This is a genomic window from Arthrobacter sp. TJ-265 (genome assembly GCF_058269135.1).
In genome coordinates, this window is the sequence record NZ_JBZCND010000001.1 from 1245147 (window position 1) to 1258753 (window position 13607).

General features: G+C 68.9%; 14 protein-coding genes and 1 riboswitch. Of the genes, 4 read left to right on the top strand and 10 right to left on the bottom strand.

Annotation, left to right across the window (positions count from 1 at the left end; translation table 11 throughout):
- Positions 1–5 precede the first annotated feature (5 nt).
- The 7 genes from AC4D2E_RS05980 to AC4D2E_RS06010 form a co-directional block, all read right to left on the bottom strand.
- A complete protein-coding gene (locus AC4D2E_RS05980) occupies positions 6–1475 on the bottom strand; it encodes an LLM class flavin-dependent oxidoreductase (protein ID WP_490951933.1) in 1470 nt (489 codons plus the stop codon).
- Positions 1472–3214, bottom strand: a complete 1743-nt coding sequence (locus tag AC4D2E_RS05985) for a dipeptide ABC transporter ATP-binding protein (RefSeq protein WP_490951934.1) — start codon at positions 3212–3214, stop codon at positions 1472–1474. The genes AC4D2E_RS05980 and AC4D2E_RS05985 overlap by 4 nt, the downstream gene beginning before the upstream one ends.
- Positions 3211–4134 carry an ABC transporter permease gene (locus AC4D2E_RS05990; protein ID WP_490951935.1) on the bottom strand — a complete coding sequence of 308 codons (924 nt, stop codon included), beginning with the start codon at positions 4132–4134 and terminating at the stop codon, positions 3211–3213. The genes AC4D2E_RS05985 and AC4D2E_RS05990 overlap by 4 nt, the downstream gene beginning before the upstream one ends.
- Complete coding sequence (locus tag AC4D2E_RS05995; protein ID WP_104165063.1) at positions 4131–5063, bottom strand: ABC transporter permease; 933 nt, start codon at positions 5061–5063, stop codon at positions 4131–4133. Before AC4D2E_RS05995 ends, AC4D2E_RS05990 begins: the two co-directional genes overlap by 4 nt.
- On the bottom strand, positions 5064–6725 hold the full coding sequence (locus tag AC4D2E_RS06000; RefSeq protein ID WP_490951936.1) for an ABC transporter substrate-binding protein: 1662 nt from the start codon (positions 6723–6725) through the stop codon (positions 5064–5066).
- 136 nt (positions 6726–6861) lie between these two features.
- Positions 6862–6989: riboswitch (SAM riboswitch) on the bottom strand.
- 103 nt (positions 6990–7092) lie between these two features.
- The gene (locus AC4D2E_RS06005) at positions 7093–7377 is read right to left on the bottom strand and encodes a hypothetical protein (RefSeq protein ID WP_490951937.1); all 285 of its coding nucleotides are present in this window, start codon (positions 7375–7377) and stop codon (positions 7093–7095) included.
- 322 nt (positions 7378–7699) lie between these two features.
- Positions 7700–7837 (bottom strand): BON domain-containing protein, encoded by a 138-nt coding sequence (locus tag AC4D2E_RS06010; RefSeq protein ID WP_490951938.1) that lies wholly within the window; start codon positions 7835–7837, stop codon positions 7700–7702.
- A 299-nt stretch (positions 7838–8136) separates the two neighbouring features.
- Between AC4D2E_RS06010 and AC4D2E_RS06015 the strand changes: the two genes are divergently transcribed.
- Positions 8137–8418, top strand: coding sequence for a hypothetical protein (locus tag AC4D2E_RS06015; RefSeq protein ID WP_146067365.1), 282 nt, complete (start codon positions 8137–8139; stop codon positions 8416–8418).
- Positions 8415–8843, top strand: a complete 429-nt coding sequence (locus AC4D2E_RS06020) for a hypothetical protein (protein WP_490951939.1) — start codon at positions 8415–8417, stop codon at positions 8841–8843. The genes AC4D2E_RS06015 and AC4D2E_RS06020 overlap by 4 nt, the downstream gene beginning before the upstream one ends.
- 436 nt (positions 8844–9279) lie before the next feature.
- Here the strand turns inward: AC4D2E_RS06020 and AC4D2E_RS06025 are convergent, their stop codons facing one another.
- Positions 9280–9543, bottom strand: a complete 264-nt coding sequence (locus AC4D2E_RS06025) for a hypothetical protein (RefSeq protein ID WP_490951940.1) — start codon at positions 9541–9543, stop codon at positions 9280–9282.
- 295 nt (positions 9544–9838) lie between these two features.
- On the opposite strand from AC4D2E_RS06025, the gene AC4D2E_RS06030 reads away from it, so the two are divergent.
- Entirely contained in the window at positions 9839–10762 is a 924-nt protein-coding gene (locus AC4D2E_RS06030; protein ID WP_490951941.1) for a universal stress protein, read from the top strand.
- Here AC4D2E_RS06030 and AC4D2E_RS06035 read toward each other — a convergent pair.
- The gene (locus AC4D2E_RS06035) at positions 10692–11141 is read right to left on the bottom strand and encodes a pyridoxamine 5'-phosphate oxidase family protein (protein WP_104165046.1); all 450 of its coding nucleotides are present in this window, start codon (positions 11139–11141) and stop codon (positions 10692–10694) included. The two genes, AC4D2E_RS06030 and AC4D2E_RS06035, sit on opposite strands and share 71 nt — an antisense overlap.
- A 206-nt stretch (positions 11142–11347) precedes the next feature.
- Here AC4D2E_RS06035 and AC4D2E_RS06040 point away from each other — a divergent pair, with 206 nt between their 5' ends.
- Positions 11348–12967 carry a GAF domain-containing sensor histidine kinase gene (locus AC4D2E_RS06040; RefSeq protein WP_490951942.1) on the top strand — a complete coding sequence of 540 codons (1620 nt, stop codon included), beginning with the start codon at positions 11348–11350 and terminating at the stop codon, positions 12965–12967.
- Here AC4D2E_RS06040 and AC4D2E_RS06045 read toward each other — a convergent pair.
- Positions 12915–13604: a response regulator gene (locus AC4D2E_RS06045; RefSeq protein ID WP_104165042.1), complete on the bottom strand. Its 690-nt coding sequence runs from the start codon at positions 13602–13604 to the stop codon at positions 12915–12917. The two genes, AC4D2E_RS06040 and AC4D2E_RS06045, sit on opposite strands and share 53 nt — an antisense overlap.
- Positions 13605–13607: the final 3 nt, after the last annotated feature.

Here is a 13607-nt window from a genome sequence, read left to right on the forward strand (position 1 = left end):
GACTCCTAGGCGTAGGACGGGGCGGGCGGGATGGTCCCGGCAGGTCCAGGCGGGATGCCGCCGACCAGGGGCACGTCGAGAGGCACAGCGTCGTGGCCGAGGTTGGCCCCGTTGCGGTACCGCGCGCCGGGATGCTCGTCGAAGAGCCGTGCGGACCCGCGCCCGAACAGGCGCTCGCGGAAGGTCGATTCCTCGTACGACCTGCGGTACAGGCCGCGCTTCTGCAGTTCGGGGACCACGAGTTCGACGAAGTCCTCCGCGGTGCCCGGGGTGAGGAACTGGCGGAGGTTGAAGCCGTCGAGGTCCGTGCCCTCGACCCACCGCTCGATCTCGTCGGCGACCTCCGTGGGTGTGCCGATGGCCACGAAGGGCCCGCGGTCGAAGCGCGTGATGCGCTCGAGGGCCTCGCCGACCGTGGTCCCCGCCGGGTGCCGCCGGTTGCTGGGCTGCCGGTCACGGCCGGGCCGGTCCTCCCGCGCAAGGATGTCGTCGATCACCTCGTCGGGCCGGTAGGCCGCGAGGTCGATGCCGCCGCCTCCCGCGTGGGCGAGATAGCCTTCCGCGCTGGAGAGTCGACGGTACTCGTCCGCCTTGCGCCGGGCGTCCTTCGACGTCCTGCCGACGATCACGACGGCGCTCGCGAACGTCTTGATGTGATGGGCGCCCCGGCCGTTGGCGACGGCGAGACGACGCAGGTCGGCCACGTTGTCCCGGTAGGCCGCGGCGTCACGGCCGCCCACGAACACGCCCTCGGCGTGACGCGCCGCGAAGGCCTTGCCCGCGACGGAGCTCCCGGCCTGGAAGAGCACCGGCGTGCGCTGGAGGGAGGGTGCGCTCAGGTGCGGTCCGGCCACGGAGAAGTGCGGTCCGCGGTGGTTGATGTAGCGGACCTTCGACGGGTCGGTGTAGGTGCGCCGCTCGCGGTCCTCGATCACGGCGTCGTCGTCCCAGGAGCCCTCCCACAGCTTGTACAGGACGTCGAGGTACTCGTCCGCGATGGCGTACCGCTGGTCGTGCTCCACCTCGTCCGCCAGGCCGAAGTTCCGGGCCGCGTTGGGGAGGTAGGACGTGACGATGTTCCAGGCGAACCGACCCTTGGTGAGGTGGTCGAGGGTCGACGCGCGCCGGGCGAAGGCGAACGGCGGTTCGTACGTCGTGGAGAACGTGGCCGCGAAGCCGAGGTGCGTCGTCGCTGCGGCCATCGCCGGGATGACCAGCAGGGGGTCGTTGCTCGGGATCTGCACGGCTTCGCGCAGGGCCGTCTCCGGGCCCCCGCGGTAGCCGTCGTACGCGCCGACGACGTCGGCGAGGAAGACGCTGTCGAACAGCCCGGCCTCGAGCATCTTCGCGGTCTCCACCCAGAAGTCGAGGTCGTTGAAGCGGTGGCGGTTGTTCTCCGGGTGCACCCAGAGACCGTGGGAGATGTGTCCCACGCAGTTCATCTCGAAGAGGTTGAAGGCGATCTGGCGTGTCATGGGCGGAACAGGTCCTTCCGGACGGCGGGGAGTTCGGGGATGGCGTTGATGAGGTGGCGCGTGTACTCGTGCCCTGGCTGGTCGAAGACCTCGGCCACGGGCCCGTGCTCGAGGACCACGCCGTCCTTCAGGACCAGCACCTCGCGGCTGATGTGCTGGATGACGCCGAGGTCGTGGGAGATGAACAGGTAGCTGAGCCCGAAGCGGTCCTGCAGGTCCGTCAGGAGGTCGAGGATGCGGGCCTGCACGGTGATGTCGAGTGCAGAGACGGGTTCGTCGCAGATGATGACCTCCGGTTCGGCGGCCAGGGCGCGGGCGATGGCCACCCGCTGCCGCTGGCCGCCGGACAGGTCGAGCGGTCGGGCACGGGCCCGGTCGGCGGGCAGTCCGACGAGGTCGAGCAGTTCGAGGACGCGTCCGGCCCGTGCGGTCCGCGGGGTCCCGGCCGCGGCGACGGCCTGTCCGACCACCTGCCGCACGGTCTTGCGGGGATCGAAGGACTGCAGCGGGTCCTGGTAGATCATCTGCACGGAGCGGCGGGCCACGAGGTCTCTCGACGCCCGGTGCTCGCCCCAGGTGCGTCCGCGGACGTGGACCGTCCCGGCGTCGGGTGCTTCGACGCCGAGGGCGATGCGCGCCACGGTGCTCTTGCCGCTCCCGGATTCGCCCACGATCCCGAGGGTGGTGCCCCGGTGCAGCGTGAAGGACACGCCGTCGACCGCCGTGCGGCGGCCGCGGCCGGGCCCGCCGAAGGCCTTGGTGATCCCCTCGACCGTCAGGGAGGGCCGGCCCGGCGTGGGGGCCTTTCGGGGGGCCGCGATGCCCTGCCCGCCGTGGGGCTGCGAGCGGTCGTGTCCGTGTCCCCGGTCGGATCCGACGACGGTCAGGCGCCGTCCGCGCGAGGACCGCGACGGGATGGCCGCCAGCAATCCCTGCGTGTAGGGGTGCCGGGGGTCCTCGAGGACGGCCTGGACGCTGCCCTCCTCCACGATCACGCCGTCGCGCATCACGGCCACACGGTCGGCGAGGTCCGCGACGACGGCCAGGTCGTGGCTGACCACGAGCATCGCGGTGCTGCCTCCCTTGAGGTCGCCGAGCAGGCGGAGGACCTGCGCCGCGATGGTGGCGTCCAGCGCCGTCGTAGGTTCGTCCGCGATGAGGAAGCCCGGGTCCGCGGCGATCGCGGAGGCGATCAGGGCGCGCTGGCGGAGTCCGCCGGAGAGCTCGTGCGGGTACTGTCCGGCGCGGACCTCCGGGTCCGGGACGCCCACGGAGGCGAGGAGTTCGACGACGCGCTGCCGGCGGGCACCGCGGTCGAGGTCTCCGTGCAGGCGCAGGACCTCTCCCACCTCGTCGCCGACCGTGCGCAGGGCGTCGAGGGAGGACAGCGCGTCCTGCAGGATGAACCCCGCCTCCTTCCCCCGGACGCGGGTCCACTGGCGTTCACCCCAGGCGGAGGCCTCGCGGCCGCGGAAGCGTTGCGCGCGGGAGCGGACGTCGGCACCGGGGCCGGTGAGTCCCACGAGGGTGCGCGCGGTCACGGACTTCCCGGAACCGGACTCGCCGACCAGCGCGAGGCATTCGCCCGGTCGGATGGAGAGGCTGAGGTCGTGGATGATCTCCCGGCGGTGGATGCCGCGACCGAAGGCCACGGAGAGCCCTTCGAGTTCGACGACGGGAGTGTCCGCCGCGGTGGTCGGGGTGGAACCGGCGGGGGTGGTCAGGGCGGTGGGGCTCATGTGAGCCTCCCTTCGGCACGGCGTCGGAGCTCGCGCCCGATCACGGTGATGGACAGGACGGTCGCGACGAGGAACGCCGCGGGGAAGGTGATCATCCAGGGTGCGTTCGAGATGAAGTTGCGGCCGGCCGAGAGCATGGCTCCCCATTCGGGGGCGGGGGGAGGCGTCCCGAGTCCGAGGAAGCTCAGGGACGCCCCGGCCCCGATCGCCGAGCCGATGCCGATCGTGGCGAGGACGAGGACGGGCTTGAGGACGTTCGGCACGGTGTGGGTGACGAGGATCCGCCACGCCGGCAGGCCGAGGGTGCGGGCGGCCTCGACGAAGCCCGACCGCCGGACGAGGTGTGTCTGCGCCCTCGTGATCCGTGCGTAGTAGGCGATGCTGCCGGCACCGATGGCGAGGATCGCGTTCTCCGTCCCTCCGCCGATGATGCCGATCACCACGAGGGCGAGGAGGATCTCCGGGATGGCGAGGGTGACGTCGAGGAAGCGCATCACCGAGGCTTCGACGAGCCGCCCGTTGAGCCCGGCGAGGAGCCCGATGGCGGTCCCGCCGACCACGCCGATCGCGGTCGCGCCGACGCCGATGTACAGCGAGGTGGCGGCTCCGTGGACGATCCGCGTGTAGTTGTCGGCGCCGGAGTCGTCGGTGCCGAACCACGCGGTAGCGCCGGGTGCCTCGAAACTCCTGGCCGGGTCCACGGCGTACGGGTCGGCCGGAGCGAGCAGGCCGGGGGCCAGGACCGCCGCCGTCAGCCACAGGAGGAACGCGGAGGCTGCCAGGATGCCGGGACGCACCCGCCACCGGCGGCGCCGCGTCCGCGGGGTCCCGACAGGGGCCGCCGGGCGGTCCGGGATCCCTGCCGGCGGGGCGGCTGCGGAGGGGACGGCGGGTGCGATGGTGCGCGAGGCGATGCTCATGCGGTCACCACTTTCGGGTCGATGAGCGTGTACAGGAGGTCGATGACGAGGTTCACGACGACGTAGACGGCAGCCGCGAGGAGCACGATCCCGATGATGACCGGCAGGTCCTTGTTGTAGACCGACGCCAGGGTGAGTGATCCGATGCCCTGCCGGCTGAAGAGGGTCTCGACGACCACCGACCCGCCGAGCAGGGCCGCGACGACGAACCCGGACATGGTCATCACGGGGATGGCTGCGTGCCGGAGGGCGTGGCGGATCCTCACCGGGAGGTCGCGCATGCCGCGGGAGCGGGCCGTCAGGATGAACGGCTGCTCCAGGACGTCCTCGAGCTCGTTCCGCAGGACCTGCGAGAGGGTCCCGAAGATCGCCAGGGCGAGGGTGAGGGCGGGAAGGACCAGGGCGGCGGGCCCCTGGTTCCCGCCGATGGGGAACCAGCGCAGCGTGAACGAGAAGACGATCAGCAGCGCGAAGCCGATGATGAAGGTCGGCGTCGCCGCGAAGACCACTTCGATGCCGGAGACGATCGACCGGATCCAGGGGGCCCGGTGCGCGGACAGGATCGCGACCGCGAACGTCAGCGGCAGGGCCACGACGACGGCGGCCGCAGCGAGCGCCGCCGTCGCGCCGATCTGCTGCCCGATGGCTTCCGTGACGGGCAGGCGCAACCGGTAGGACTGTCCGAGGTCCCCCTGGAGGAGGTTCCCGAGGTAGCTGCCGTACTGGACGATGAAGGGCTGGTCGAGCAGGTAGTCGGCACGGACCTGCGCGAGCGTCTCGGCGGTGGGCCGTGCATCGGGTCCTCCGAGGATCAGCAGCGCCGTGTCGCCCGGGATCAGGTAGACCGCGAGGAACGTCAGCGTCGCGGCTCCCCAGAGGACACCGATCCCGACGGCGAGCCGCGTGAGGACGCGCCGGAGCACGGCCATCTACTCGGCCTTCCAGGCGTACGTGAGGACCGGCACCGGGTGGGAGGTGTCCACGGCGACGTCGTGCAGGGTGTTCGCGTAGGCGAACTGGCTCGGATTCTCGTAGAGCGGCACGCCGGGCACGATCTCGAGCAGCCGGTGCTGCGCCTTCGAGTACGCCTCCTCGGCGGCGGGTCCGTCATCGGCCTCACGGGCCGCGGAGAGCAGCGCGTCGAGCTGCGGGTCGTTCACGTACGAGGAGTTCTGACCGATCCGCTCACCTGTGATCTCGGAGGAGTGGTAGCGGATGAACAGGACGTCGGTGGTGTTGGTGTGCCACACCCCGGCCAGGGCGTCGTAGTCGCCGGCGTAGCGGAGTTCGGTGAGCTGCGCCTGGGGGAGCTGGATGATCTGGAGGTCGAAGCCGACCTTCCGCGCCTCACCCTGGAGCTGCACGAGCAGCGGGCTCGGCGTGGAACTCTCCACCGTGGGCACCTCGACCGTGAGCCGCTTCCCGTCCCGCGTGCGGAAGCCCTCGTCGTCCCGCCCGGTCCAGCCGGCGTCGTCGAGCAGCTGGTTCGCCCGCTCGGGGTCGTGGGTCAGCACGCCCTCCACGGACGGGTCGTAGTACTTGCTCTCCTTCGACAGGAAGCCGTCGATCGGGGTGTAGGTGCCGAAGCCGAGGCTCTCCGTGACGGCTCCCGTGTCCACGGCGGCGGCGAACGCCTGGCGGACCGCGAGGTCGTCGAACGGCGCCCGGTCGAGGTTGAAGCTCAGCACGTAGGGGCTGCCGGTGCGGGGCAGGTTCTCGTAGGTGAAGTCCGGGTCCGCCTGGACCGCGGCGGCGTTCTGCGGCGCGAGGTTCTCGGTCAGGTCGTACTGCCCCGAGACGAGGGACTGGTGGCGGATGACGGGTTCGCTGACGAGGGTGACCTCCACACCGTCGAGGTGCGCTTCGCCGTCACCGTCCAGCCATTCCGGCGCCCAGTCGTAGCCGTCCCGTTTGGTGTAGCTGATGCTCTGGCCAGGCTTGTAGTCGGCGACGGTGAAGGGACCGGTGCCGATCGGCTCCTGGCACAGCGTCTCGGGGGACTCGGAGATGGCCTTGCCCGAGTTCATGCCGAGCCAGGACTGCGCGAGCGTGTAGAGGAACGGCGTGTAGGGGTACGCGAGGTGCGCTTCGAAGGTGTACTCGTCGATCACGGTGCCGTCCACGTACGGGGCGATGTACGCGGCGGCGAGGGGCGACTTCGTGGCGGGGTCCCTCATGTGCTCGAAGTTCTGCCCGAGGACCTCCGCGTTCCAGGGGGAGCCGTCGCTGAAGGTGACGCCCTGCTTCAGGCGGAACGTGTACGTCTTGCCGTCCTCCGAGACCTCCCAGGACTCCGCGAGGTACGGCGCGATCTCCCCGTTCTCGTCGAGGGTCACCACGTTGTCGTAGATCAGGCGCCCCAGGAACTGTTGCTGCGTCGCCGAGATGCCGTGCCCGTCGAGGCACCCCGGCTCGGCCGAGATGGACACGTCGAGGACGCCGCCGGCCACCGGCTCGCCGTCGGTGACGGCGGACGGGCTCGCCGGCCCGGCGCAACCGGTCAGGAGGGCGAGGAGGCCGACGGCGGACAGGGCGGTGACATGTCCGAAGTAGTTTCGATTTCGGGCAGGACAAAGTACGGATGCATTCATGGAGAATTCCTCGGAAAGGCGTTCCGGCGCAACGCACAGCGCATTACGCAGGGAATGGGAAGAAAAGGGGAAGACGCGCAGAAGGCGCCGGGATCCTGCTAGGGGAAGGCGGTACAGCTCATGATGAGTGCCTTTCGAAGTGCTCTTGCCCGCGCCGGACCGGCACTGAGTGCCAAGGCGAAGGCCGCTTCGTCATCCGAACCACCCACGAACATGGGGTTGGTGCGCGGCCTAGTCGGAGCTTGGCGACCGCGTCTCTTGAAGCTGCAATTACTATAAGCATGCCCCTCGATCGATTCGGTCAACAAGAAGTTATGTGACTACGACTATGCGCGGGCCCGGCCGCGCCCGGGGATAAGGCCGGGTATCACGATCGGAAGCGTCGGCCCGCCGGCAGATGTCGCCGCGTGCTGCGGGCACCGGTCCCTGGGGCCCGTGCCGCGCGCAGCGCGTAGAGGATGGTCAGGAGATCGATGCCCTCCTGGCCGAACGCGCCGGCCAGTGGGGGGACGAGTCCCCGGGCGGCGCCCGTCATCAACACGAGGCTCAGGGCGATGCCGATGCCGATGCTCTGCAGCGCTATGCGCAGGGTCCGCTTGCCGATGATCACGGCCTCTGTGACTTTCGCGAGGTCGTCGACGGTGATGATCACCTCCGCCGATCCCGGCGCCCCACGTAGACGGCGGTTTCCCCCGGTGCCAGGGGAGTGTCCGGGACGCGCCCGACGATGCCTTCCACGAAGCGGCGTTTGCCGACGGCGATCGCGGTCCCCGCGACCTCGGCGCGAGGACCTCGTCCTCGGTGAGGGGTCCCGCCGTCGGGGCGAGGACGATCCCACCCACCAGTAGGAATAGGACGTCGCGATGATCTGCGCGGCGGCCGATGTGCATGCGCGTCATCCTGGGCCGCGCCACGGAGGGCATGCAGGGCCGCTGTGCCCCATCGGCTGGCGTGTCAGGCGTCGCGTGAGGTGGTCAGGTGGGTCCCGAGGAGACGGTCAGGTTGTTGTAGACGGCGCGGACGGCCGGGTCGCACCAGCAGGCGAAGCCTGCGCGTGACTTGTCTTCGCGGCGCACGGCGATTCCGGAAAGCACCACGATGCCCGCCGTCACGGTGATGTCCAGAACGCGCAGTCGGCCGCGCGGCGCAGCAGATCCTCGAGTGATGCGGGACTACTTGCCCCGCGTCCTCCTACATCCTCGACGAGGTGGTTGTCGACCGACGTCGTCATCCGTCCACTGTGCGCCGGGCACCGGTTCCCGTGCAGGGTCCAAGGTCCTTCCCCGGCCGTCCCGGCCCGCAGGTCCGGGCGGAGGACGACGCCGGATGGGACTTTAGGCCCTAGTAGTCGGTTGATGACTCGCGTGTGATGTTCGTGCAAAGCGAGACACCGATCCGAGAGGTTCGCACAGTGACCAACATCAGTTCAATTTGGACGAGGATCGATCCTGGAGTGCAGCAGTGGGTTCTCGCGAACCCGGGATGCCTGGTCCTGCCGCGCACTCTGGTGAATCGGGTGGAAGCAAGCATCGGCGAGAGCCTGCACGCGGACGACCACGGGGAGTACTGGTTCTCCGGCGAGGAGCTCGTGTTCCTGAAGGCGCGTCGTCGGGCACAGGAACTCGGCGGGTACAGCGCGGATGGGCAGGGCAGCATCCGATGGGACGACCACGCAGAGATGCTGGACCGGTGAGGCGGCGTCCAATCGCGGCCGGCGGTGTGACCCGGGGATCGGCGAGGACCGCCTACCGTCGGGGAGGGACCACTGCCCTCGGTGCCGAGTCCGAGGAGACGATGCGGCGGCGCGCGATGGCGATGCACCCCTCGGCCTCCAACCGGAAGCTCAAGATCCTCGTCAGCGCCGACGCCGAAGCGCACATCGTGCAGATCCTCGTGCACGGCTGCGTGTCTGCGGTCAATCTGCACGCCCTCGACCTCGTGGTGAGACGGGCAGCCACCCTGTCACCGGGAACGAACGTCGTTCTCGACCTGAGCGAAGCGCAGGCCTGGGACTCGGTGCGGACCGATCTTCGCTCCGAGTCGATCACCGCGCGTCTGACCGCGCAGGGGACCGCACCCGCGCCCTTCCCTCTGGGGGTCATACCGCCCGCACCCTAGGGTGCGGGGCAACGGACAGGTGCACCCTGGGTTCAACGGCGAGCGCGGGGTGCACCGAGGTGGGCCCCGCGCTCGCGGGTCTTTCAGGTGCACCAGAACCAGCCCGGTGGGCGCCAGCTCGACGGAACCTCGTGATCGCGACGGCATCCGCAGTTGGAGCAGCAGTATCTCGCCCGAGCGTGTCGGGTGCGACCGTTGGGGAGGATTACCTGTTCGGAGTAGGCGGAATAGACGAGGGCCTCGTCCGAGCCGCAGGTCAGGCAGACCGGCACCAGTCCACGAGGACGCTCCTGCCGGACTGCCCGTTCACGGATGGCCTTCGTGTCCATGATGTGTCCTTTGTCCAGAATGCGTCATTTCGCATCCGCCGTCGTAGGGGATGGACTGCGGATGATTCCTGACTCCCGATCCGGATGGTCGACATGGCTGCCGGGGGCTAACGGGCGGTCGACAGGCGGCGGTCACGCATCCGGGTGGGGGCCATTTCGTAGAAGAGGTCGCGCATGCCGGGCGCCCACGGCTCCTCCGAGACCTTGCCCCAGGGGGTGGTGAGGAAGGCCGGGTCGTCGACGTGGGTGGCTGGTCCGTTGGCGAGGACGGTCCGCCCACTCTGGGTACTCCGTTCGGTGAGACCGACCTGGAATCCTGCGTGCTCGAGGAAGCTGCTGGCGATGGTGTCCTGACATGGCGGTGTCGACACCGTGTCCTCCTTCGTCCCTGGGGGTCGTCCGATCGCGCGTCGCACCAGGTGCTTCCGGGGCTGAGGGGTGCTTTCTGTCGACGCTACAAACACTTCGCCCTCCGTATCAGGGTCCAAAGGCCCTGATCAGCGCTCCCGGGATCTGTGATCGTGGGACGGTGCCTCACCTCCCCGCGACGCCGGATATTCACGGCCGCCCTGCGGGTCGGTCCGCCGGCCGTAGTCGGCGCCAGGAAGGATGCGCGTGGGGGGCAGTCGTCGTTCCCGATCAGAATGGGCATGCTAAGGATGCATCATGACCACGGTCCTCCCGGAGGCGGAAGCAACCAAACCCTCGATCCAGCGTTCCGAGCCGATGCTCGTCGCGGTGCGCGATTCCGCGGCGGACCGCACCGCGGTGGAATGGGCTGCCGCGCGGGCGGCGGCTCTCGAGGCTCCGCTGACGGTGCTGCACGCCATCGCGGACCCGTCCCTGATGCCGCCCGGCCGCCTGTACGGCGACGAGGTGATCGCCGGGCGCGTCATGGTCAGTCGCGAGGCATCGCGCGTCGCCCACCGGTATCCGGGACTGCGGGTCAGCACGTACCTCCACTGCGGTGACGTAGTCGAGGCGCTGCTGGGCCTGTCCGCCGCCGCGCCCATGATCGTGGTGGGTGCGGACCGGCGCGATCCGTCCAGTGGCGAGTTCAAGGGCTCCGTAGCGCTGCAGGTGGCGCTGAACTCCGCGACGCCCGTCGCCGTCGTGCCACCGGGGCACGGCTATCGGATGGACTCCGGGCAGGCCAGAGGGGGAGTGGTCGTGGGGGTGGACGGCTCGGACGTGTCGCGGGCCGCCCTCATGAGAGCGGCTGAGGAGGCCCACAGGGCAGGCGTGGTCCTGACCGTGGTGACCGCACTGGGGTCGTCACCGCAGCGTATGGCGGTCGGTGCGTCGCCTATGCTCCTGGCCGTGCGCACGCGCTATCCGGATCTCCTCGTGAGCTGGATCGTGGATGACCTGCATACGCCGGTCGAGGCCCTCGCGCTCTACGGCTCCGGCTCCGATCTACTGGTCATCGGCCGCCATGGGAGCGGTGCGCGATCAGCGATGTCGCTCGGCTCGGTCACGCATACGCTGCTCCTCGATCCACCCTGTCCCACCCTGGTCCTCACTCGTCGTGAGCCCGAGCCGTCCGTGAATGCGCCGCCGCGTGCAGAGGAGCGAATGAGCGTCCGGTGATCGTCTCGGGCACCAGTCGCATGAAGCGGTCCTTACGGCCCATCTCCCACGGATGCAGCGGCAAGGTGACCGTGTCCATGAGTTCCCCCGTCTGGTTGATGGTCGCTGCTTGTCCGTGGACGATCACACTCCACACCAGTGCGCCCCCGTTGAGGAAACCGTCCGCCTCGAGAGCGACCGGCGCCTTCTCGGAGAATCGGGACTTCGTCCCCTCCGAGGTCCGGAAGACGATCGTGCCGTGTTCCACGACGAAATTGACCGGGAAGATGCCCGGAACCCCCTGAATGCACAGGGCGAGGCGCCCGAAGGGAGCATCCCGGAGCAATTTCCAGCATTCGTGCGCTGGAAGGATTTCCGTAGGTGTATTCTCGGCTTCCATAGATCGACACTACGAAGTGGCCCACAGGCCGGATAGGGCACTCTGACCCTTTTCCCGGCCCGCCGGTCAGGTCTCATTCAAAGTGGACGGATCGTGGGTCCCTGGGGGGCGGGGCCACACGTCGACAGTACGGAGTGCGGCACGTGGTCACCTATTCTGAAGAACTGCCCAACGGAGTGTCCCCTCGGACGACGGCGTTGGCCGGGATGGAAGACCTACTCGCTGCCTTTGCGGCCATAGCGGACGACCTCGGGCTCGACACCGTGCTGGAACGCGTCATCTCGGCGGCCTGCCGACTCGTCGATGCCCGCTACGGAGCACTCGGAGTCATCGGCCCGGACCGTACCCTTGGTCACTTCACCACCGTCGGCCTGGAGGACGACGAGATCCGGCGGATCGGCCAGTTCCCGACAGGGCACGGGATCCTCGGTCTGCTGATCTCGGTGCCGCACTCGCTCCGCCTGTCCGATCTGCGCGAACATCCCCTCGCCTACGGCTATCCGTCGGACCACCCGCCGATGAAGTCCTTTCTCGGCGTTCCGATCCGTATCCACGACCGCGTCTTCGGCAACCTGTACCTGACCGAGAAGAACGGAGGTGCGGATTTCTCCGTCGACGACGAACAGCTCGTCGTGGCGCTCGCCTCGGCTGCCGGGGTCGCGATCGAGAACTCGCGGCTCTTCGATGAAGCGAATCGACGCACCCGCTGGCTCGAGGGCGGACTGAATGCCGTGAGGGAACTGCTCGGCCAGCATGACGAATCGCGCCATGATCTGGACATCCTCGCGACCCACGCGCTGAATGCCTCGCAGAGTATCCTCGCGGCCGTCCTCAGGGATTTCGGCAACCATCGCGGAGTGGGCTGCGAGGCAGTGGACGGTGTCGAGGTCGAGGCCCTTCTCGGCCAGTCGAGCCTGGATCCGACGCTGCTCGACAGGCTTCCGACCACGCTGTCGCCGATCGTCCTGGACGCGGACGAATTCGCCCAGGTGCTTCCCGGCGCCCCGGAAGGCATGATCGGGACGGCGCTCTGCAGCAAGCTCCCGGGCGACGGCAACCGCCGATTCCTCGTCGTCGGCCGCTCACCGGGCGGGTCGCCGTTCTCCGACGTTGACCACGAAATGATGACCACCTTCGTATCCCACGTGTCCCTGGCCCTCGAACTGCTGCGTGTTCACCGCCAGCGGGAACAGGAGGCAGTCTTCGGCGACCGTGACCGGATTGCGCGTGACCTGCACGACCTGGTGATCCAGCGGCTCTTCGCGGCCGGCCTGAGCATCCAGAGCCTGCGGAAGTACACGCCGGACATGGAGGCCCTGAACCGCATCTCGGCGGTGACGACGGAGCTGGACGAGACCATCCGGGAACTGCGTGACACCATCTACTCGTTGCGCACGGTTCCGCAGGTCACCCCGACGTTCACCTCCACCATCTTCTCCCTCGTGGCGGATGCATTCGACGGCCACGACCTCGCGCCGGTCCTCCAGCTGTCCGGCCCGCTCGACGCGGCGCTGGATGACGAGCGAGCCGATCATGTCCGAGCCGTACTGCTCGAGGGGCTGTCGAACGCGCTGCGCCACGCCGACGCGCAGACCATCACGGTCACGCTGCGAGCGATCGGCGAACACCTCGAGTTGAGGATCACCGACGACGGCCGTGGGTTCGAGAACCCCACCCGCAGCAGCGGCCTAAGCAATATGAAGCGCCGCGCGGAGCTGTGCGACGGCACGATCTCCATCCTCAGTGAACCCGGTGCGGGGACCGAGGTCCACCTCAGGATCCCTCTGAATTCGACGGAGACAACGGATCCGACGGGCGGGAGATGAACACCGCTGCCTGGGTGCGGCGCTGGAACCCCAGCTTCGACAGCAAGGACGACACATAGTTCTTCACGGTCTTCTCCGCCAGGAACAGTTCCGTGCCGATCTCCCGGTTGGTCAGCCCGGCCCCGATGAGCGTCAGTACCTTCTTCTCCTGACTCGTCAGGCCCGTCAGCCGCGGGTCCTCCGCAGGGGTGTCAAGGAGTCCGGAGGTGATCCGTTCCGTCACCCCGGCGGCGAACAATGACTGACCGGACGCCGCACGGCGGACCTTCTCCACGAGGTCGGACCCGAGGATCTCCTTGAGGATGTATCCGGCGGCACCCGCGAGTACGGCGCCCCGCAGCGCCTGCTCATCGTCGTAACTGGTCAGGATCACGCAGGCCAGCGAAGGGTCGACCGAGCGCACGTCACGACACACTTCGATCCCCGTGCCGTCGGGCAGCCTCGCATCGAGGATCGAGATGTCCGGTGACAGGGCAGGGATCCTCCGGGCCGCCTCCTCCGCGGATCCGGATTCTCCGACGATGGAGAAACCCTCGCTCTCCAGCAGCTCGCGCAACCCACGCCGGACCAGCTCATGGTCATCGAGGAGGAACACCGTTGCTTCCTCCGGATGCCCACCGGTCGCGGGGTAGTCCATCTC

Bases quoted from the DNA above. Each gene is read 5' to 3' on its own strand.
- AC4D2E_RS06030 (WP_490951941.1), top strand. From the start codon at position 9,839: ATGACCACGGTCCTCCCGGAGGCGGAAGCAACCAAACCCTCGATCCAG.
- AC4D2E_RS05980 (WP_490951933.1), bottom strand. From the start codon at position 1,475: ATGACACGCCAGATCGCCTTCAACCTCTTCGAGATGAACTGCGTGGGA.
- AC4D2E_RS05990 (WP_490951935.1), bottom strand. From the start codon at position 4,134: ATGAGCATCGCCTCGCGCACCATCGCACCCGCCGTCCCCTCCGCAGCC.
- AC4D2E_RS05995 (WP_104165063.1), bottom strand. From the start codon at position 5,063: ATGGCCGTGCTCCGGCGCGTCCTCACGCGGCTCGCCGTCGGGATCGGT.
- AC4D2E_RS05985 (WP_490951934.1), bottom strand. From the start codon at position 3,214: ATGAGCCCCACCGCCCTGACCACCCCCGCCGGTTCCACCCCGACCACC.
- AC4D2E_RS06035 (WP_104165046.1), bottom strand. From the start codon at position 11,141: ATGGAAGCCGAGAATACACCTACGGAAATCCTTCCAGCGCACGAATGC.
- AC4D2E_RS06000 (WP_490951936.1), bottom strand. From the start codon at position 6,725: ATGAATGCATCCGTACTTTGTCCTGCCCGAAATCGAAACTACTTCGGA.
- AC4D2E_RS06040 (WP_490951942.1), top strand. From the start codon at position 11,348: ATGGAAGACCTACTCGCTGCCTTTGCGGCCATAGCGGACGACCTCGGG.
- AC4D2E_RS06045 (WP_104165042.1), bottom strand. From the start codon at position 13,604: ATGGACTACCCCGCGACCGGTGGGCATCCGGAGGAAGCAACGGTGTTC.